The 20,910-nt window shown below is 43.5% G+C and carries 22 protein-coding genes; 2 read left to right on the top strand and 20 right to left on the bottom strand.

Features of this window, described 5'->3' with window-relative positions:
- Window positions 1–41 precede the first annotated feature (41 nt).
- From P8610_RS11945 to P8610_RS11855, 19 genes are all read right to left on the bottom strand, one after another.
- Complete coding sequence (locus P8610_RS11945; protein ID WP_394604558.1) at window positions 42–746, bottom strand: YetF domain-containing protein; 705 nt, start codon at window positions 744–746, stop codon at window positions 42–44.
- 1 nt (window position 747) lies between these two features.
- Entirely contained in the window at window positions 748–1,458 is a 711-nt protein-coding gene (locus tag P8610_RS11940; RefSeq protein ID WP_394604557.1) for a YetF domain-containing protein, read from the bottom strand.
- 141 nt (window positions 1,459–1,599) lie between these two features.
- Window positions 1,600–3,267: a M4 family metallopeptidase gene (locus tag P8610_RS11935; protein ID WP_394604556.1), complete on the bottom strand. Its 1,668-nt coding sequence runs from the start codon at window positions 3,265–3,267 to the stop codon at window positions 1,600–1,602.
- A 225-nt stretch (window positions 3,268–3,492) separates the two neighbouring features.
- The gene (locus tag P8610_RS11930) at window positions 3,493–3,639 is read right to left on the bottom strand and encodes a lmo0937 family membrane protein (RefSeq protein WP_394604555.1); all 147 of its coding nucleotides are present in this window, start codon (window positions 3,637–3,639) and stop codon (window positions 3,493–3,495) included.
- Window positions 3,640–4,214: 575 nt separating this feature from the next.
- Window positions 4,215–5,528 carry a UDP-N-acetylglucosamine 1-carboxyvinyltransferase gene (gene murA, locus P8610_RS11925; RefSeq protein WP_289494080.1) on the bottom strand — a complete coding sequence of 438 codons (1,314 nt, stop codon included), beginning with the start codon at window positions 5,526–5,528 and terminating at the stop codon, window positions 4,215–4,217.
- Between the two features lie 30 nt (window positions 5,529–5,558).
- Entirely contained in the window at window positions 5,559–6,305 is a 747-nt protein-coding gene (locus P8610_RS11920) for a YwmB family TATA-box binding protein (RefSeq protein WP_394604554.1), read from the bottom strand.
- Between the two features lie 107 nt (window positions 6,306–6,412).
- A complete protein-coding gene (locus tag P8610_RS11915) occupies window positions 6,413–6,646 on the bottom strand; it encodes a DUF1146 family protein (protein WP_066244820.1) in 234 nt (77 codons plus the stop codon).
- A gap of 522 nt (window positions 6,647–7,168) precedes the next feature.
- Window positions 7,169–8,701, bottom strand: a complete 1,533-nt coding sequence (nuoN, locus tag P8610_RS11910; protein WP_394604553.1) for an NADH-quinone oxidoreductase subunit NuoN — start codon at window positions 8,699–8,701, stop codon at window positions 7,169–7,171.
- Window positions 8,702–8,704: 3 nt separating this feature from the next.
- Window positions 8,705–10,222, bottom strand: coding sequence for a complex I subunit 4 family protein (locus tag P8610_RS11905; RefSeq protein ID WP_394604552.1), 1,518 nt, complete (start codon window positions 10,220–10,222; stop codon window positions 8,705–8,707).
- Window positions 10,219–12,087: an NADH-quinone oxidoreductase subunit L gene (gene nuoL / locus P8610_RS11900; RefSeq protein ID WP_394604551.1), complete on the bottom strand. Its 1,869-nt coding sequence runs from the start codon at window positions 12,085–12,087 to the stop codon at window positions 10,219–10,221. Before nuoL ends, P8610_RS11905 begins: the two co-directional genes overlap by 4 nt.
- A gap of 18 nt (window positions 12,088–12,105) precedes the next feature.
- Entirely contained in the window at window positions 12,106–12,420 is a 315-nt protein-coding gene (gene nuoK, locus P8610_RS11895) for an NADH-quinone oxidoreductase subunit NuoK (RefSeq protein ID WP_144696957.1), read from the bottom strand.
- Window positions 12,417–12,929: an NADH-quinone oxidoreductase subunit J gene (locus tag P8610_RS11890; RefSeq protein ID WP_394604550.1), complete on the bottom strand. Its 513-nt coding sequence runs from the start codon at window positions 12,927–12,929 to the stop codon at window positions 12,417–12,419. Before P8610_RS11890 ends, nuoK begins: the two co-directional genes overlap by 4 nt.
- Window positions 12,926–13,345, bottom strand: coding sequence for an NADH-quinone oxidoreductase subunit NuoI (gene nuoI / locus P8610_RS11885; RefSeq protein ID WP_066244809.1), 420 nt, complete (start codon window positions 13,343–13,345; stop codon window positions 12,926–12,928). The genes P8610_RS11890 and nuoI overlap by 4 nt, the downstream gene beginning before the upstream one ends.
- A 16-nt stretch (window positions 13,346–13,361) precedes the next feature.
- Window positions 13,362–13,559 carry a hypothetical protein gene (locus tag P8610_RS11880; RefSeq protein ID WP_394604549.1) on the bottom strand — a complete coding sequence of 66 codons (198 nt, stop codon included), beginning with the start codon at window positions 13,557–13,559 and terminating at the stop codon, window positions 13,362–13,364.
- 102 nt (window positions 13,560–13,661) lie between these two features.
- On the bottom strand, window positions 13,662–14,663 hold the full coding sequence (gene nuoH, locus P8610_RS11875; RefSeq protein ID WP_289497564.1) for an NADH-quinone oxidoreductase subunit NuoH: 1,002 nt from the start codon (window positions 14,661–14,663) through the stop codon (window positions 13,662–13,664).
- The gene (locus P8610_RS11870; RefSeq protein ID WP_394604548.1) at window positions 14,660–15,760 is read right to left on the bottom strand and encodes an NADH-quinone oxidoreductase subunit D; all 1,101 of its coding nucleotides are present in this window, start codon (window positions 15,758–15,760) and stop codon (window positions 14,660–14,662) included. The genes nuoH and P8610_RS11870 overlap by 4 nt, the downstream gene beginning before the upstream one ends.
- A 3-nt stretch (window positions 15,761–15,763) precedes the next feature.
- On the bottom strand, window positions 15,764–17,197 hold the full coding sequence (locus P8610_RS11865; protein ID WP_394604547.1) for an NADH-quinone oxidoreductase subunit C: 1,434 nt from the start codon (window positions 17,195–17,197) through the stop codon (window positions 15,764–15,766).
- Complete coding sequence (locus P8610_RS11860) at window positions 17,194–17,709, bottom strand: NuoB/complex I 20 kDa subunit family protein (protein WP_066244801.1); 516 nt, start codon at window positions 17,707–17,709, stop codon at window positions 17,194–17,196. The genes P8610_RS11865 and P8610_RS11860 overlap by 4 nt, the downstream gene beginning before the upstream one ends.
- The gene (locus P8610_RS11855; RefSeq protein ID WP_289494072.1) at window positions 17,700–18,074 is read right to left on the bottom strand and encodes an NADH-quinone oxidoreductase subunit A; all 375 of its coding nucleotides are present in this window, start codon (window positions 18,072–18,074) and stop codon (window positions 17,700–17,702) included. The genes P8610_RS11860 and P8610_RS11855 overlap by 10 nt, the downstream gene beginning before the upstream one ends.
- Before the next feature lie 219 nt (window positions 18,075–18,293).
- Here P8610_RS11855 and P8610_RS11850 point away from each other — a divergent pair, with 219 nt between their 5' ends.
- Window positions 18,294–18,491 (top strand): hypothetical protein, encoded by a 198-nt coding sequence (locus tag P8610_RS11850; RefSeq protein WP_394604546.1) that lies wholly within the window; start codon window positions 18,294–18,296, stop codon window positions 18,489–18,491.
- Between the two features lie 34 nt (window positions 18,492–18,525).
- On the top strand, window positions 18,526–18,915 hold the full coding sequence (locus P8610_RS11845; protein WP_394604545.1) for a DUF1722 domain-containing protein: 390 nt from the start codon (window positions 18,526–18,528) through the stop codon (window positions 18,913–18,915).
- 302 nt (window positions 18,916–19,217) lie between these two features.
- Here the strand turns inward: P8610_RS11845 and P8610_RS11840 are convergent, their stop codons facing one another.
- Window positions 19,218–20,876 (bottom strand): glycerol-3-phosphate dehydrogenase/oxidase, encoded by a 1,659-nt coding sequence (locus P8610_RS11840; protein ID WP_394604544.1) that lies wholly within the window; start codon window positions 20,874–20,876, stop codon window positions 19,218–19,220.
- Window positions 20,877–20,910: the final 34 nt, after the last annotated feature.

Raw genomic sequence — 20,910 nt, 5'->3', positions numbered from 1 at the left:
CAGATTTCATTCACTCTGGCCGTTTTTATTCTGGAAACTTCTTATTTTTTCGATACATACAGCTTCTTATGCTGATCAACAGTCGCCAAGTACACGGAGTCTATATCCTCAACTTGATAAGTCACCAAGTTTTCTTTCAGCCACGGCAGATCCACTTTTGCTTTCTTTAGGTTCTCTTCGAATAGTTTCCCATCATTTATTACTACTAAAGGAATTTCAACTTGGTCAGCTGCCACTTTAACATCTGATGCTGTAACAGGATCGTGAGCACTGTATTTCATGATACTTAGCTGACCGTTCGGCTCCAACATGCAATACCTTACTTCTGAAATGTTAAATACTTTTCTGATTCTAAGCTCTGCCAGTAAGAGATCAATATTTATAAAGTGCTTTCTCAGATGCTTCCTTACGATTCTCCCGTCATCTATAAGCAGGAGAGGCTTTCCGTTAAAAAAATGGGCAAAAGACCTGCTCTTTAAGGAGATCATACTCAAAAGAGTATGCCAAAAGAATAGCGTTAGAATGGGGGTGATCGTGCGTGTAAAAGTCACCTCTCCATCCAATAAAGGAGAAACAGTAAGTGCCCCTAATATCCAGATCAGCGCAAAGTCAAAGGTCGTCATCTGACTGAAGGACCTTTTCGTCACAAACCTTCCAACAAAAAAAACGATAACCCCTACAAGAATCGTTCGAATGACGTACCCTATCAATGTTATGTCTTTTAATTCACCAAAAACTTGAGGCATCTTAATCCCCCTGTTTGTTTATGTATAGTGTTCCACCAGGTGTAAGAATTCCTACAAAAACATCTTTTATCGCTGGAATATTAAGCATCTGCAGCTGCTGGTCTATCCACTCGCTGTCTAGATTGTTTTTCCTCAGCACGCGCTGATCCACTTTACCTTCATAGATTAGAAGCTGAGACAGCTCATTCGGAGTTGTTGGTATGCCCATAGAAGATTTTGTTACAGGCAGGTCTTGATTGTCGATCGCGACACTAAAATCTCCCGTTGTTTCTGCTACTAAAAACTTCACTTTTTCAAGGTTAAAAGCATCTTTCACTCTTAATATAGAAAACACATTATCAAGTGTCAGTCTTGTTTTCTTTAAATTTTTCTTTATGATTTTACCGTTTTTCACGATAATATTTGGAGTTTGAGAAACAACGGAAGGGAACTTAAGGTACCCGAAATAGGTGAGAAATAGCATAAATATCGTATAAACAATGATGATGGCAAAAGCATCGATCGGCCGCGAATCAGGAACCACGATACGGGTAGCCGAGATATGACTGATTCCAGCTGCCATGATGAAATTATAAGGGGTCGTAATAGCATTCTGCTTAAAACCCATTGCTTTATCAGACGCAAATAACAAAAAATACAGCAAGGAAGTTCTAAAGATTTGTTCAATTATGCTTAAATCCTCTGCTTGAAATAACACATGTTTAAGTTCCATACTTCATCTTCCTTTAGTGACTCTTTTGTGATTCTTGAATTTGCATATATAGGTTAAAATCCCCAATATTTCTATAATTATTTGGTAACGCTAAAAAACCCTGATCTCCACAAGCAAAGATCAGGGTTTCTTCATTATGATTTAGTTTACGCCAATTGCGTCGTACGATTTTTTAACCGCTGCTACTTCAGCAGATGTTGCGCCATAAAGGTCAGACGCCGATTGAACAAGCGCTGCTCTTGCTTGGCTGAAGTTAGAAGAAGCTGTTAAGTAAACCGTATTCGCTCTGTAATAGATTGCTCCTACTTTTTGGTTGCCGATCGCCGGAACTGTCACGCCGTAATGCGTTCCGCCAACTGCCAGCAAGTAAGCCGCTTTGTTGATGATACCGCTGTTGATGTGTACGCCACCATTGTCACCTGTTCCTGTGTAGCGAACGGAATAGTGGTCAGGGTCATTATACTTTGTAGGATCACTCATCGAACGCAGTGCATCATTTGGCGTTCCTGGCGTGTAGATGTCTTCACCGATCTCATAATCCGGGTTGTTATTTTCATGGTGCTCAACTAACGTACCGAAAATATCGGACATGGCTTCGTTCAACGCACCAGATTCGTTTTGATAGATCAGATCAGAAGAAAAGTCTGTTACAGCGTGTGTCAATTCATGCGCTACAACATCCAGACCACCGGATAAGGAGACGAATGTTGTTCCGTCACCATCACCGTAAACCATCTGCTGACCGTTCCAGAACGCGTTATTGTAGTTACGGCCGTAATGTACTGTTGATTTTAACGCAGCTCCTTTATTGTCGTAAGAGTTACGGTTGAAAACTTCTTTATAATAATCGTACGTTGCTCCTGCATAATAGTGAGCATCTACAGCTGCACGATCGTATGTTGCGTTAAACTGGTTGTCCGCATCTGCCCAAAGCTTTCCTGGAAGCTGCTGGCGATTTTGCGCATCGTATGTAAATACGCCTCCACCTCTTGTATTATCTTGTAAGTAGTACGTTCCGTTTGATAGTAACGTATTTAGCGTTTTTGAGTCACCTAATACACCTGTTCCAGAACCAACAGCGTTTGTTCCAACCAATGAACCGCCGCCTGTTGGAGGTGCTTTCGTACCGCCATGCGCTTCGTCTAAATCATTGTAAGAGTTTAAAATCTTACCTGTTACAGCATCTACAAAATAGTTGTAGTTTCCTGGCTCAGGAGATAAGAAGTTAAGGTTTACTAAGTAAGCATATGTCGCTTGATCTCCTTCTGTATAAACAACAAGATTTGACGTTGGATCTGCTTCATATTCAGGTGTGAAACCTAAGTCTTTAACGGCTGCTGCTACCGCTTTAGATGCAGAAATCTTTTTACCAAAACCTAATCCTGGCTTGTTCTGCAGATTCGGAATCACTGTTCCCGAGAATACAACAAGTTCTCCTTGATCGTTAACGTGAGCCACTTGTGTGGATCCCCAAACAGGTACTCCTTTATATGTTTGCTGAAGGCGTACTAGCTGTCTGCCAAGCTCGTCTTTTGTCACAGACTTAACTGTGAACGCCTCTTCCGCTTTTTGACTTCCTAATTTAAATGTCTTTGACTCTTTTTGAAGATAAGACATAACCACTTCTTTTGCAGATTTTGATGATGCCTCCGTTAATTTACCTGATACAAAAGATGGTGTACCCGTTAAGCTATTGAACTGCTTTGTTGATAGAACATTAACTGGTGCGTCAGCATTAGCTTGTCCTGCCGCTAATGGACTCACCGCAAGACCTAGTGCTAAACCCCATACTGATAACTGCTTTTTCATACCCTTTCAATCCCCTTTGCTTCATGAATTTTAAAGCCAGTGGATTTATATTAGCACCTTTTATTTTATTTTCAAACTATTTTAAAAATTTTGATTATAAGGTACTAGTTGAAAGCTGTTTTTCAATAAATTGGGTGTTTGTTACTATAATTTTGATTAAATGTTGTTTTCACCAAAAAATAGACAATAAAAAAAGCCGGCAACCTCTGCCAGCTTTTTCTACAGCTATTTCATTTTCCTGCCTTTAATAAAATTTAACACGAAGACGATCAAAGCGATGACGAGTAAGATATGAATAATACCGCCTGCTACTTTAAAGATTACGCCTAATAACCAGAGTACGATTAATATACCAATAATGGTCCAAAGCATGAGTTCGACATCCTTTCCGAGGAAAATAGATATGTTTAGTTATAGGTATAGATTTCCCGAACAACATGCGGCGTAAACAATTTTGGTTTAAAACTTTATGCAGGGTGTTCATGGTAAAGATATGATGCATTTATCGTGAACTTAAGCAACTCAGTGGGTCAAATTTTGGTTACGCGCAACGCAGGCTTATTTGCGCGCAGTTGAGCCTCTTTCGCGCGCAGTTCAGTCCTGATTGCGCGCAGAAAAGCATCAGTTACGCGCACGTTTCACTGTTTCTCGCGCAGACCGGGTATCTGAGTACATTTTTAATCATCAATCGCATTAAATAATGTGATAAAACTTAAAAAAAGGGTTCACTTGATCAAAAAAAGCTTTTTCTAAAGGCTTTTTTCTGAAAGATTATTGCTTTTTAATCTTTTATTTCGTCTTCTTTGAACAGTAGGTTGTAGCGGAAGGTGCGAGATTCCTGCCCCGCGAAAAGCGAGCATCCTGGAGCGAAAATCAACTACTAACAAACAAAAAAGCTGACTACAAAGGTACATATAGCACCTTAGAGTCAGCTTTCTCTGTATAAATTAAGCTAAATTACTTTTTAATGATTGCTCTTCTTTTGCAGGTGTTGTTTTCACATCTTCGTTCACACGCTCGATGTCAGCACCTAATGCGGCTAGTTTTCCAGTAAAATCAACGTATCCACGGTCGATGTGCTTGAGTTCAGTTACACGTGTGTAACCGTCTGCGACAAGCCCAGCAAGTACCAAAGCTGCACCTGCGCGAAGGTCAGTTGAAGCAACCTCAGCACCTTGCAGATTTACAGGTCCGTTGATTACAGAAGAACGGCCTTCAATTTTGATATCTCCATTCATACGGCGGAATTCTTCCACGTGCATGAAACGGTTTTCGAATACAGTTTCCGTGATTACGCTTGTTCCGTTCGCACGAAGCAATAGCGCCATCATTTGCGACTGAAGATCAGTCGGGAATCCTGGATGTGGCATTGTTTTAATATCAACAGGCTTTAATTCACGAGGTCCGCGAACACGAAGTCCGTTTCCTTCTTCTTGAATTTGTACACCCATCTCTTCCATTTTTGCGATTAAAGGACGAAGGTGCTCTGCGATTGCATTCTCAATCAATACGTCGCCTTCCGTGATAGCAGCTGCTACCATGTACGTACCTGCTTCGATACGGTCTGGAACTACAGTATGCTCAGCACCTGCAAGCTCTTCAGCACCGACGATACGGATTGTACCAGTACCTGCACCGATAACTGTTGCACCCATCGCATTCAAGTAGTTAGCTAGACATACGATTTCTGGTTCTTTTGCAGCGTTTTCGATGATTGTTGTACCTTCAGCAAGTGTTGCGGCCATCATGATGTTCTCAGTAGCACCTACACTTGGGAAGTCTAAATAAATCTTTGCACCTTGCAAGCGGCCATCGATTTTTGCTTCGATAAAACCGTTCCCGATTTTAACCGTAGCTCCCATCGCTTCAAATCCTTTTAAGTGCTGATCGATCGGACGTGATCCGATTGCGCAGCCTCCAGGAAGTGCGATACGAGAAAGTCCAACACGAGCAAGCAACGGTCCCATAACTAGGAATGATGCTCTCATTTTGCGGACATACTCAAATGGTGCTTCTGTTTTCAGTTCGCTTGTAGCATCAACAGAAATTTCTCCGTTATCAAATGCTACATCAATATTTAAATAACGTAATACTTCGTTAATCGTAAACACATCAGCAAGGGCTGGCACATCTTTTATTGTGCTCTTGCCTTGACTAGCTAAAATGGATGCTGCGATGACAGGAAGTACGGCATTCTTAGCTCCTTCAACTCGTACAGAGCCCTCTAACCGCCTACCACCACGGACAATGATTTTTTCCAACGATATTCCCCTCCGCGTCCAATTTGTATATTAATATTCAGACGTAATTATTGGTGTGCCAATTGTGACAGTAGTTTTACTGCCCAATCCTTCAGTTCGCAGTGCAACCTGAAGATTCATTTTATGTTGATGACCGGTATAAATCGCTTGTTCCCACAGCTCAGTATATGCAGAAAGCGACACAAACGTCTCTTCTTTTAGTTCCTCTACAGAAACACCAGAAAAGGCGCGTACCAATTCATTTGCTTGCGAATACAAATCAACCACCATTCTATCACCGTATGTACCGGTAACACAAGAGAAAATTTTGGGATTTCCTCCTACTGATTGTTCAACACGGCGATCAATCAGGTTCTGGATTTCTTTCCAGTTTTGATTTGTATTTACAAGTCCTTCAACCGCATAAATAAAATACGATGCGGATTGATCTTTTTGGGGGTATGTAATGATGGTCATTTTCTCTGAAACCCCGATATCATTACGCTCAAGAGTCCCGTTCATTTTATAATGTCCGGCCTCATCTTCTGTTACCGCCCAGTCAAATTCAGGATAATTACGTTTAAGCTCTTCTGCTTGTTTTAAATACCCTAGTCCTTTAGATGTAAAACCTATTTGACCACGAAAATACATCGTCCATTTGTCAGGTTTTACGCCCTTGTCTTTTAAAACGTCTATTATATGTGTAACTTCATTTGTTTTTTCGTCTGTTTTTGCATATCCAGAAGTAATCATAATTGTAAGCAAAATCGCAGTAATCGTCATTGTCCATTTTTTCATTCCCCAGCACATCCTCTCTATTTCTCATTGTTGCCAAAGAGACAGAGGATATCCGTGGAAGTTGTAGTCATATTCCGACAATTCCGTTTTTGGTTAACGGTTGCTCATTACCCAAATAACTGGCTGAGATTAGTGGAATACTGTAGATATTTCAGAAAAAAATCGCTCGCTATACTTGCAAGACTAATCACTAGCAGTATGTATAGCACTCTAGCCTGCATGACCTTTCCTTTTTTGATCCATTTATCAAAGTGGATCGCCTGCAATGCCCACCAAGCAATAACGAGAAACAATAGATGTACGATGATATGTAATAAAGCTTGTTGTCCGATTGGAATCATAAAAACGTCTGACCTCCTTATTACATATTTCGACATCTTAAGCATAATTCTTTTGTGTCATTTTAGATAGCTACTTTCTCCCTAGTTACTTGTTTTGAAAGCCCTTTCTTTCAAGAAGTTCAAAAAGTTGTAACGACTGTGATCCGTAAAAAAATTTAGGCAGTCGTTTTATTATATTTAGACGAATAAAATGATAAGAAGTTACGGTAGTTTTGACTCATTTTTGATAGGAATTTGATAGGGATTTATATTAGGGGATGGGATTGCGATGGTGATGTCCATTTCAGAAGGGAACTCTAATCACTATCCAACTGGAGCGGACAAAGAATGTATCTGATAAAGAAAGCGGAATTTATATCCACGTTATTTTTGATATATCCACATTATTTTCAATAATTCCACGTTAATTATGATATATCCACGGTTTTTTAATAATTCCACGTTAGCTAGTTTTCATCAAAAAAGCCCATCAAGGTTTCTTCAAAAGAAACCTCAATGAGCTGGCTATCAAAATCAGCTAAATCAATGATCATGCGTATGAACTTCTGTTTCAATCTGCATAAAGAATTCGTTCACGTCAAAGTTTCCGTAGAAGAAATCAAGTGCGAGATCTGGCATGACTCCCAAAATCAGAATGGATGCGGCACAAAACGCCAACACGGCTGCCATACCTCCAGGAACCGAAACCTTCGCTCCTTCTCCATCACGGAAAAACATGATCGCAATGATATTAAAGTAATACACATAAGAAACGAGCGTCGTCGCCATCATTACAGCCGCAAGCCAATAATGGGCGGGTTCCAATCCGAGCGCTCCCATAAAAATTCCGAATTTCCCTATAAAACCTGCAGTCACGGGGATCCCGGCAAGTGACAATACGAAAAAGGTCATCGGAACGGCAAGCCATGGAGAACGCTTGAACAATCCGCGGAAAACGCTGATATCGTTCGAACCTTCCTGACTCGTTAACAATTGAATCACCGTAAATGCCCCGATATTCATAAACAAGTAAGCCAGCAAATAGAACCAGATCAGCTCAAACAACAATGACGAATTTGAAACGAACGGTACTAAAATGTAACCCGCTTGAGCGATAGACGAATACGCAAACATCCGCTTAATGTTTCTTTGTCGAAGCGCGGTAACATTCCCGATGATCATGGTAGCAGCAGCTAACAGCATAACGTACGGCTGAACTTGCAATAAAAGCGGTTCACTATCGATCCCAGGTGCCGCAATAAAGGTGATGATGATCACACGAAGTAAGATCACAAAGCCTGCTGTTTTCGATACGACACTTAAGAATGCCGTTACAGGAACAGGTGCACCTTCGTAAACATCCGGTGCCCACATGTGAAGTGGAGCAGCTGCGATTTTAAACGTTAGACCTGCAAACGTGATAATGAATGCAAAGACGATCAAAAAACTGTGCTTTAATAGTTCAACGTTCCCCATGTTTTCAGCAATCTTGAACAGATTCGTTTCCCCTGTCAGACCGAAAATATAACTCATTCCAAATAAAGTGATTGCCGTAGCGATTCCGCCTGAAACGACATACTTAAACGCTGATTCGTTGCTGCGTTTGTTTCGCCTCTCCAGACCAGCCATAATATAAGAGGATAGAGAAAGAAGCTCCAAGCCTACGAACAGTGTGATGAGGTCTGCACTTGAAGCCATCATCATGGCTCCTAATAGTGCTGCAAGCAGTAAGTAGTAGAACTCACCTCTGTTTTCTTCGATATCTTCTTTTTTATAATTGGACGCTAAGACAAGTACCAATAGCGTTCCTAACAAAAGAAGAATCTTAAAGGCTTTTGAAAACGAGTCCAATCTATACGTATCATAAAGAATCGACGTAACGTCTTGATCGAGCTGCATAAAAATGGCGACGAGAGCAGCCACAACTCCTGCTCCTGCAAGCCAAGCCAGAGGTTTTCGGCTGGACTCCCTTTTCATAAAAAGATCAATAATGGATAACAATGTGGCTACGCCAAGAATAATAAATTCAGGAGCCATGACGCTCCATTCAAAAGAAAATAACGTATCTAAATCCATGACTTAGCCCCCTAACCCTAGCAGAATGACATCTAATGTTGGACGGAGCATATCACTTAACCAAGCAGGATAGATTCCGATAAACAAAATCGCCGCCAGCAAGATAAACGCTGGAATCCGCTCTGTTGAAGATAGATCATGAGCGTTTGAGAGTTCTTTTTCAGCGCCAAACGTGATGGCCAAGACCGCCCGCAGCACGTAAACAGCGGTTAAAATCAGCCCTAGCGTTCCAATAGCGGCTAACACAGGCATTTTCTCAAACAATCCTAAAAACGCCATAAATTCGCTTATAAAGCCTGACATTCCCGGCAGACCTAATGAAGCGAGACCTCCAGCGAGCATGACACCTGCGAAGATCGGCATCTTTTTCGCCACTCCTCCGAAATCTTTCAATTCAGAAGAGCCTGCTCGTTCATAAAGAACACCTACTAAGAAAAACAGCAGCGCGGAGATCAATCCGTGAGAGACCACTTGGAATACAGCTCCCGTCATCCCTGCTTCGTTCACTGCCGCAAGCCCGATGAGCACGATTCCCATATGAGAGACGGATGAATAAGCCAACACTCGTTTCACGTCCGTTTGTGTTAGTGCTAAAAACGCTCCGTAAAGCAGGTTGATCACACCGAACAATCCGATAACAAACGCGAGCGACTTGAACTGATCAGGAAAAAGTCCTGCTCCAAACACGATCAAACCGTACGCACCGATTTTTAATAGAATGCCTGAGTGAATCATAACGATCGGAGGCGGCGCTTGAACGTGGACGCGAACCATCCATGAATGAAGCGGTGCGACCGGTAGCTTAACAGCAAACGCAACGAGCAGAGCGATCAGCATCCCCATCTTAAAATTCTTCGTTATATTCAGCTGGTTCAGTTCTGATTGCGGAAGCGAGAACGTGTAAGCAAGCTGCTCAAAGTTCATTGTTCCGGTCTTCATGAACATGGCTACAAACGCAATAAGGAGAATGGCTGAACCGACTCCGTTATAGATCAAAAAGCTGTAAGCCGCTTTTTCTTTCTCAAGATAACCCCATCGCCCGATTAAGAAAAACATCGGAATGAGCGTGATCTCAAAGAAAATGAAGAATAAGAATAAATTTTGTGCGGCAAAAACGCCGAGCATTCCCATCTCAAGCAAAAAGAACAAAATGAAGTAACTTTTCCAGTCTTTTTTTATAGAGAACGACGCGATGGCGGCGAGCACACTCACAACTGACGTTAAAAGAATGAGCACCATCGATAGGCCGTTCACACCAACTTCATAAAAGATCGGATAGCTTACATCCCCTTTTGATTGAAAGACTTCATAAGAAACCCATTGAAATTTCTCCGCAAGCTGAAGGCCCTCGCCTGACATATTAAAAGCTGATAACGTAACGAGTGCGGTACCGAGCGGGAATAGCGTTCCTAAGATTCCGATCCATTTGATAGACTTCTCATCATGAGAAGGTGTAAACAGAAGGACGAGCACGCCTAACAAAGGGGAAAAAATCAAGATGGAAAGAAGATATGTGTTCATGAGAAGTACCCCCCTGTTAATGCGACGATCAGTAATAGGATGACGATGCCAAAGATTGCGAACGTTCCATATGACTGAACCTGCCCATTTTGCAGCCTTGAACCGATCTTACTTAATCCTTGTACACCGTTCACAACAGCGGCAACAAGTCCGTCGACTACATATTTATCAAATAAAACGCCAAGCTTGCTCAAGCCCTTCGTTCCTTTTACAAATGTGGCGTCATACCCTTCATCAACATACCACTTGTTGTAGATCACGCTGCTGAGCCCTGGCAATGAACGCGTCATCCAGTCTCGGGATAACGTTCCTTTTTGATAGATCAGATAAGCGAGCGCAATTCCTAAAAGTGATGCCATTGTCGCGACAATCGGAATCCACCCTGGCCCGTGATGATCAGCATGCGGCAGTTCAACAGGACCATTAGCCAAATAATCAGATAAAAACGTGCCAAACCATGTTGTGTTCAAATAACCCGCAACGACTGCCAAGATCCCTAGAACAATCATCGGCAGTGTCATCACACTTGGTGATTCATGAACACCACTCTGATCGCCGCGCGGTTTCCCTGTAAACACGAGGAAAAACAAGCGGAACATGTAAAATGCCGTCATGAACGCAGCGATAACAGCGAGCCAAAACAGTCCGTACTTGCCATCTGCATACGTACTTGCCAATATTTCGTCTTTTGAAAAGAATCCGGATAACAATGGAACACCTGAAATGGCGAGAGCACCGATTAAAAAGAGCGGTCCTGTCACGCGAAGCTTTTTCCAAAGCCCGCCCATCTCTTCGATGTTTTGTGTATGTACAGCATGAATCACACTTCCAGCAGCTAAAAACAGCAATGCTTTAAAGAACGCATGTGTTGTTAAGTGGAAAATTCCAGCCACATAACCTGATGCACCTAGCGCGAGCATCATGTACCCTAACTGACTGACGGTAGAATACGCTAAAACGCGTTTGATGTCTTTTTGCATGAGACCGATTGAAGCCGCAAAAATGGCAGTTACTCCGCCTACAACAGCAACAACTGTTAACGCTGTTTCTGATGCTTGAAAGAGTGGATACATCGCAGCGACAAGATAAACCCCTGCTGCTACCATCGTTGCCGCATGAATGAGCGCTGAAACCGGTGTCGGACCTTCCATCGCGTCAGGAAGCCATGTGTGAAGTGGCAGCTGACCTGATTTACCGATTGCTCCAATAAAGATACATAAAGCAGTGAGTGTCAGCATGCCTGATGAGATATCGCCATTTTTTACGGAAGCGAAAATCTCGTCATATTCAAAACTGCCAACCTGCCAAAATAGCAAAACCATTCCGATAAACAGACCAACGTCCCCAATACGGGTCATAACGAAGGCTTTTTTCGCAGCGGCCTTTGCTTCCGGCTTAAAATAATAGAAACCGATTAATAGAAATGAACCTAATCCTACCAGCTCCCAAAACATGTAAAGCTGTAATAGATTAGGAGATAGAACCAGTCCAAGCATCGCGAATGAAAACAATCCTAAATAGGCGAAGAATACCGGGAATCGTTCGTCTCCGTGCATGTACCCTTTTGAATAAAGGTGTACTAAAAAACTGACGAGTGAAACGATGACAAGCATGAGCGCATTAAGCGGATTTACTTCATATCCCATTGTGATAGCCCGTTCACCCATTTGAAACCAAGTGCCTTCTACTTTAATTCCGTCACCTTGCCATACCGCGAGCCAAACCCCGACAGACATCACAAGTGAAATTCCAGTTAACAGCACCCCGATCCAAGCGGTGCTCTCACTTTTTGATTTTCTAAAAATGAGCAATAAAATGAAGGATAAAAGCGGGAACAACGGTATAAGCCAACTACTCTGCAACATGATCGTCCATCTCCTTCCTTATCGCTTCATCGTATCCATCTCATCCACATTTACCGTCTGTCTGTTGCGGTATAGTGCAATGAGAATCGCAAGTCCAACTGCCGCTTCTGCTGCGGCCACCGTTATGGTGAACAGCGAGAAAATTTGACCAGTCAGCCCAGGGTTAATCGAATATTTTGCAAAAGCAACCAAGTTTATATTTACCGCATTCAGCATCAATTCGATTGAAATGAGTACAATAACCGCATTTCGCTTCGTTAGTGCACCGAACAATCCAATGCAAAAAAGAATCAAGGCAAGCATCAAGTAAGCTGCTAAAGGGACAGAGCTCATTTTTTTGCCTCCTTTTCATCGTCATCCCGTTTGGCTAGGATGATCGAACCAATCAGTGCAACGAGCAGCAGCACGGATGTTAGCTCAAACGGAATGACATAATGGGAATACAGTTCGATCCCGATTTTTTTCGTGTTATCGATATGAAGCTCTGCGTTCTGCTGGCCAAAATCAAGGTCTTTGATTTTGCCGTACATGATCAGGAAGAAAAGCCCAATCGCAAGCCCTGTTAAGATAACCTTTAAACGAGGCAGCTGCTTTTCCTTTTCCTGGTGACGGGTTAGCATGATTCCAAAGAGCATGATGATCGTAATAGCGCCTGAATAAATGAGCACTTGCACGACGGCAACGAACTCAGCCGATAGTGTAACGTAAATACCCGCAATCGCAATAAACGTAAAGATAAGAGCAACAACCATGTGTACGACATTTGTCAGGTTAATGAGAAGAACGCCGCCGGCAATGGCTGTTAGTGCGAGAAAGAAAAAAGCGATCATTTCACCGGTCATGCTTTGTTCTCCTTTCTGACATTCTCATCGTTTTCATCGAGCCACTCGAGATTTTTGAAAAGCTCATCCCGGCTGTATTCAGCAAGCTCGAACTGATTGGTCATCACGATTGCTTCAGTCGGACAAACTTCTGTACACAGATCGCACAAAATACAGATTTCAAAATTGATGTCGTACGTATCGATGATCTTCCCTTTTTTCGCAGGATCCGGATGCGGCTTCCCCGTTAACTGGATGCAGTCGGTCGGGCAGATCTGCGCGCATTGGTTGCACACGATACACTTTTCGGGATAAAACTTTTGGATGCCGCGGAAACGGTCAGGCATCTGGATTGGTACGTCCGGATAGCTTGTCGTGACGTTTTGCTTTGTCAGGTTTTTGACCGTATAGCTTAAACCTTTCACAAGACCTTTCATCCTGAGATCACGCTCCTTATGCGTTGGTCTTTCTATTAATTGAGCTTTGTTTGTTAGGCAAAAACACTTTTTGTGAGATTGCGCTCTGTCGTTTATGAAAGTGTTGATCTCCGCTCCAGGTTGCTCGCTTTCCGCGGGGCAGGCGGTGAGCCACATTCGGACGTTTCACTCTTAAGTGTCTCACCTGACCGCCAGTCCCGCAGGAGTCTCGCACCTTGCACTCCAATCAACTTGTCAAAGAAGGAAATTCACAAAAAGCGGTGTAAGTAAATTTAGCAACCTCACCCTTAAAAAACATGGCAAGTCTAGGACCCTTTTATAAAAACAGTTCTTTCACTGCGGCACTGACAAAGATATTCAATAGCGCTAGCGGCAGCAGGACTTTCCATGCGAAGCCCATGAGCTGATCGGCCCGGAGTCTTGGGAGTGTTCCGCGAATCCAGATCATGAAAAACACGACGATGCTAAATTTAACGCCAAACCACAATGCTCCAGGGATGAATCCTAAAAACGGAATCGGGTTCCAGCCTCCTAGGAACAGGACGGTTGTAAGGGACGCCATCGCAAATAGGTACACATACTCTGTGAGCATGAAGAACGCCCAGCGGAAACCGGAGTATTCTACGTGATAACCGGCAACGAGCTCTGACTCTGCTTCTGGCAAGTCGAACGGCGTACGGTTCAACTCAGCGATCGAGGAGATCAAAAAGACGAAAAACCCTATCGGTGTTAAAAAGATGTAGGCGATGTTTTCTTGTCCTCTCACGATATCGTTTAGGTTCAGGCTTCCCGCAAAAAGGATAACCCCGACTACCGAGATGACGAGCGGAATCTCGTATGAAATCATCTGCGCTGCAGCACGCATGCCGCCGAGTAATGAATATTTATTGTTAGAAGCCCAGCCGCCCATCAAGATGCCGATTGTTGAAATTCCTGAGATGGCTACATAATATAGAAGACCTACACCAAGGTCTGCGAACTGCATGTTTTCCGAGAACGGAATCGTCGCGAGCACCATGAACGCTGGTGCGAACGCGATAACAGGCGCCAATATAAAAAGCGGACGGTCAGCAAGCTTTGGAATGGTATCTTCTTTTATTAAAAGTTTAAAAACGTCAGCAACGGTCTGAAGAAGACCAAATCGTCCTCCAACCCGGTTCGGTCCCGTGCGCATCTGCATGAACCCGAGCACTTTTCGCTCCGCTAAGATCGCGTATGTTACGAAGCCTAGTACTGTCATCAGCAGTGCGGCACCGAGCGCAAAGAAAATGGCTACATGCATCCAGCCAGGCTGTGCGTATAAAAGATCCTCCATCAGCCATCAACCTCCCCGAGAACGATATCAATCCCGCCTAAGATGGTAATCAAGTTGGAGATGTTTTCACCGACTAAAAGTTTTGGCAGAATCTGAAGGTTATAAAAGGATGGTCTGCGAAACTTCAAGCGGTAAGGTTCCTTTTTTCCTTCTGACGCGATGTAACAGCCTATCTCTCCGCGTGGAGACTCGATTCGAACGAACGCTTCACCTTTTGGCGGCTTGATGATCCTTGGCACTTTTGCCATCACTGGACCTTCTTCAGGAAACTGTTGCACCGCTTGTTCTAAAATCTTGAGTGATTCTTCAATTTCCTGCATGCGACACTGATAACGCGCCCATGCATCTCCCGTATGAAAGACCGGAACATCAAAATCAAAACGGTCATAAATCGAATACGGCTCATCTTTTCTTAGATCCCAATTCGTACCCGTGCACCTTAAGTTAGCGCCGCTCAAACTAAAGTTCAGCGCTTCTTCTTTTGTGTAAAAGCCGATTCCTTTTACACGGTTTAAGAAAATTTCGTTGCCTGTCACAAGATCGTGATAGCCTGCAAGCTCTTCTCTCATGTACGGAACAAAATCTCGGACCTTCTCGATCCAGCCATCTGGTGCATCCCACTTCACACCGCCTACACGCATGTAGTTAAACGTTAGGCGTGCGCCGCAAATCTCGTTCAGCATGTTGATGATGGCTTCACGTTCACGAAACGCATATAGAAAAGGACTCATCGCCCCGATATCCAGCAGATATGTACCGAACCATACGAGATGGCTCGCGATTCGGCCAAGCTCCATCACGATTACACGCAAATACTCCGCTCGTTCGGGAATCTCAAGGCTCATCATCGTTTCAACCGCGTGACAGATCACATAGTTGTTCGTCATAGCCGCAAGGTAATCCATTCGGTCGGTGTACGGAATGATTTGCGTGTATTGAAGGTTTTCTGCAAGCTTCTCTGTACCCCTGTGCAGGTAGCCGATAACCGGTGTTGCTTCAATAATGGTTTCTCCGTCAATTTTCAGCACGATCCGGAACACGCCGTGTGTGCTCGGATGCTGAGGTCCAACGTTGAGGAGCATCTCTTCTGTTCTGATCAATGTCTACACCTCCACGTCATGCGGTTCGTAATCTTTTCTGAGCGGATGACCGACCCAGTCATCTGGAAGCATGATGCGCGTTAAGTTCGGATGACCTTCAAAATGAATGCCCAACAGGTCATACGTTTCACGCTCTGGCCAGTTTGCACCTTCCCATAACGGGGTAATAGAGTGGGTAGTAGCACTTGTTCTGTCAATTTTCACTTTAAGTGCGACCGACTGGCGATTTACGTACGAATATAAGTGGTTATATACTTCAAAGTGCGTTTCGAAATCTGTGCCGTGCATTTCTGACAGATAGTCAAAACGAAGCTGATCGTTATGCTTTAAAAACTCAGCGATTTTGTAATAGGTATCGGGTTTTGCAACTAAGGTAGGCACGTCTTTAGACAGCCTATTAATATAGGAATTCTCTAGCACATCTTCTCCTAGATGTTCTTTGATGACTTTTATGTAGGTATCGAGGATAGGTTGGTTTGGTGATGGTTTTTCTTCTGCAGCAGGTTCAGCTGCAGCTCCTTTTGCATTTGCGGCGGCACGCGCTTTTGCTGCTGCAGCGGCCTTCGCTTTCGCGGCTGCAATTGCTTTTGCTTTTTCGTCGTCGCCTGCAGGTGTTTCGGCCGGTGCTTCTCCCCCTGCTTCTCGTAAAGCTTTTGCTTTCGCTGCGGCTGCTGCTTTTGCCTTTGCGGCTGCGTCGGCCTTTGCTTTTGCTGCGGCTTTTGCTTTTTCATCATCTGTTGCGGGTTCTGTTGATGTGTCGCCACCCGCTTCTCTTGCTAGTTTTGCTTTTGCGGCAGCGGCTGCTTTCGCCTTAGCTGCTGCAGCGGCCTTAGCTTTGGCGGCTGCGAGTGCTTTTTGTTTAGCAAGGTCATCTGTTGAATCATTCGTGGCTGGCGTCGAATCCTCTGCTTTCGCTTTTTCAGCCTGACGCTGTTTTGCGAGCTCAAGCGCTTTTGCCTTCGCTTCAGCTGCAGCTTTCTTTTTCAGCTCTTCTTTTGTTAATTCTGGTTCGGCTGCTGGCTGTTCTGCCGATTCCGCATCTACTTTCGCCTTTTCAGCTTGTCGCTGCTTCGCGAGCTCAAATGCTTTTGCTTTCGCTTCAGCCGCAGCTTTCATTTTCAGCTCTTCTTTTGTTAACTCTGGTTCGGCTGACGGTTGTTCTGTCGATTCCGAAGCTGTTCTCGCTTTTTCAGCCTGACGCTGTTTTGCGAGCTCGAGCGCTTTTGCCTTCGCTTCAGCAGCGGCTTTCTTTTTCAGCTCTTCTTTTGTTAATTCTGGTTCTGCTGAAGGTTGTTCTGCCGATTCCGGAGCTTTTGCTTTTTCAGCTTGACGCTGTTTTGCGAGTTCAAGTGCTTTTGCCTTCGCTTCAGCGGCGGCTTTCTTTTTTTGTTCTTCTATCGATAATCCTTCATTGGATTCATTTTGCTTATCTGTCATTCGCTCATCACCTTCTTGCCGGTCTTCGCTTCAAATCGGATTTTTTCCTGAAGCTTGTTGATGCCATAAATGAGTGCAGCAGGGTTAGGTGGACATCCTGGTATGTACACATCCACAGGCACGATTTGATCGACGCCTTTTACAACCGCATAGGATTTGATGTATGGTCCGCCAGCTGTTGCGCACGACCCCATCGCAATAACCCATTTTGGTTCCGGCATCTGCTCATACAATCTTTTTAGTACAGGAGCCATCTTTTTCGTTACTGTTCCAGAAACGATCATGACATCCGATTGACGCGGTGACGTCCGAAAGATGCTTCCAAATCGGTCTAAGTCATAATGCGACGATCCTGTACCCATCATTTCAATGGCACAGCAAGCGAGTCCAAAGGTCAACGGCCACAGCGAATTGCTTCTCGCCCAGGCTTTTACTTGTTCGAGTGTTACCATGAATACGTTGCGATCTAGTTCGGCACGTTCTTCAGCCGTAAGCTCCCATTTTATGTCCATTTAAGCACCTTCTTTTTCCAAGCGTATACAAGACCTAACGTTAAAAGAACAACGAAAATTCCCATCTCGATCAAGGCAAACACACCGAGCTCTTCATAGGCAACGGCCCATGGATATAGAAATACGGTTTCAACATCAAAAATAACAAACATAAGCGCAAACAAATAATAGCGGACATTGTATTGAACCCAGCTTTGATGAAAAGGGTCGATTCCGCTTTCGTACGTGGTGTATTTCTCTGCTGATGGTTTATAAGGACGCAGCAAACGGCCTGCAGTCAATGCAACCACTGGCAACAGGATCCCTAAAAATAAAAATACAGCCACAATGAGGTAATTGTTTTGATACAGATGATAAAAATCCATTCTGACTACCCCCTAATCTTCAGAATTTTTTAAATTCTGTAACCGCTTTAATTATAGCAAATTCCATATTTTGTGTCGATGTGCTTCTTCACATATGGAATCATCACTATACAAATGTCTACTTCTTATTTTTCTATAGAAATGTTCATATTCCTGTAAATTTTTTGCATGTGCAGTATACAAAGTTAGCAGTATGATAGGGTAAAGGGGAGATTTGAAATGGATATATGGTGGATTGCTTATTTCTTGATTGTTGTGATCTCAATCGCTGGGTTAGTCGGTACAATTATGATCTCTAGAACGCAGGACGAAAAATACGGCAGCTCAACAAAACAAAACCTGATTCGGTTAACTGCCATTTATGCAGTTGTCATACTCATCTCCATTATTGCACTTGCTTTGTACATTTATCTTTAATAAAATTGCCGGTATGCAAAGGATGTGAACCATCTTGAAAAAAGAGACCGAATTGCTGTGGGCGAGTGAAAAGTACACGGTGATGGCAAAGGGCTACAACTTTTACAAAGAGGTTCAGCGTTTGATGAGAGATGCTCAATCTGACGCGGATTACACAGAAATAACAGTTATGATTGCCAATTTAAAGGAGAAGTCCTTCGAACGGCGTGCTTTATGTAACACACTCGAGCATGTTTGGGGTTATTTTAAAAAATCAGCAGATGAATATGATAAAAAACACTTTTTTGAGTTAGTGGAAACGTTAAGAAGATCTGATGATGATTATTTTGATGAAATTCCATATGAAATTGACCTATTTTTGCATTATATGTTGCAAAAATACCCTTCAGATTACTTATTTCGATCAACTTTTATCAATAATTGAGGATGTTTCCCGTTTTGCGTGGGAGCATCCTTTTGTTTTAGGTGAAATAGGTGCAGTTTCGGTGAACGAAACTGTTCGTCATATATACCTAAAGGGGTATTCTAAAAGATAATTCAGGAAAAATGCACATTAATCCGGCGAGTTTTTTACTTATTCCCGCGAGATTCAGCATTAATCCGGCGAGTTTTTGCAAAATATCGGCGAGTTTACAAATTCCGACAATCTCATCATAGGTAAATACCCCCCATCCAACAAAAAAAGACATCCCGCTTCATAAACCAGCGGAATGCCCTCTATCCTACTTAGATCGCCTCTACCGACAACCTCAACTGTTCTTCAAATTGTTCTGCATGATCACGTTTTTGTTCTGCATCCCAGCCCAATTTATCTGCCATGCAGTTGATCACGCTGTCTTTCCACTTATAGACGGTATCGATGTCAAAATATAAAGCGGACGTACGGCGGATCAAGAAGTCGGATGGTGTGGAAGTCATCTCATACTCTAACGCGTAAAGTAATGAAGCATATAGACTCTTTGGCAAATTGTAGTTCTTCGCCTCTTCACCGCGTTCTTCCATAAATCCAAAAACGATATCAATATTTGTTCCGTAGCGCTGAACGAGCTCACGGGCTTTACTCTCATCTAAACCTAACGCTAAACCTTCTTGCACTTTCTTACTCAGGAAATCTGCAAAGTTTTTGCTGCCACCCATCTTACCACCAGATAGCTCCATGTGCTGTGTACGGCATCCTGGGAATTTCGCGCCTTCTTCTTCTCCAAGCTGGTCGCGGACAATGTCCACTACTTTTTCAGCCATCTTGCGGTAACCTGTAAGCTTACCGCCTGCGATCGTCAACAAGCCTGATGGCGAGTGGAACACTTCATCTTTACGAGAAATTTCAGAAGGTCCTTTTTTCGGTTCATGAATCAACGGACGCAATCCTGACCAAGATGATTCTACATCATCGCGTGTGATTTTCACATCTGGGAACATGAAAGTGATGGTGTTCAGTACATACTCTAGGTCTTCCTCTGTCATCCCAGGGTTTGCAAGGTCTCCCTTATAATCCGTATCCGTCGTTCCTACATACGTTTTTCCTGCACGCGGAATTGCGAATACCATACGGCCATCTTCCGTGTCGTAATACACCGCTTGCTTCAGCGGGAACTTTGATCCATCAATGACGAGGTGGATCCCCTTCGTATGATGAATTTCTTTGCCTGTTTTAGAACGGTCTTCTTCGCGGAGTTCGTCTACCCAAGGGCCTGTTGCGTTCACAATCTTCTTCGCATAGATCTCATGAACTTCACCTGTCAGCTGGTCTTCAACTTTTACTCCGACCGCTCTTTTTCCGTCATAGATAAAGCTTGTAACCTTCGCGTAGTTTACAGCTGATGCACCGCGTTCAACGGCTTCCTTCATGATTTCAAGCGTGAGACGAGCGTCATCTGTTTTGTATTCTACATAATATCCGCCGCCAAGCAGGTCTTTCTTTTTCAAAAGAGGTTCACGGCGCAGAGTCTCCTCAGCTGAAAACATCTTTCTGCGTTCCTTACGTTTTACACCTGCTAAGAAATCGTATACTTTTAGTCCGATAGACGTTGAGAATTTACCGAATGTGCCACCTTTATAAAAAGGAAGAAGCATCCATTCTGGCGTTGTTACGTGTGGAGCGTTTTCGTACACGATCGCACGCTCTTTACCTACTTCAGCAACGAGCTTTACTTCGAACTGTTTTAAGTAACGAAGTCCGCCGTGTACGAGTTTTGTGGATCGGCTGGACGTTCCGGCAGCAAAGTCTTGCATCTCTACAAGACCTACTTTCATTCCGCGTGTTTGCGCGTCTAAAAGAATACCCGCTCCCGTTACTCCGCCACCGATTACGAGCAGATCGAGCTTCTCTTTTTTCATATCACCGATAATTTCTTCTCTTTTATATGTTGAAAATGATGCTGTCATTTTCTCTCACTCCTTCTGTACAGAACCGATGGAC

This window comes from Fictibacillus sp. UD, assembly GCF_043558025.1.
In the GTDB taxonomy this organism is placed as follows: domain Bacteria; phylum Bacillota; class Bacilli; order Bacillales; family Fictibacillaceae; genus Fictibacillus.
Note: the sequence above shows the minus strand (reverse complement) of the source record. Positions and strands in the feature narration are given on the sequence as shown.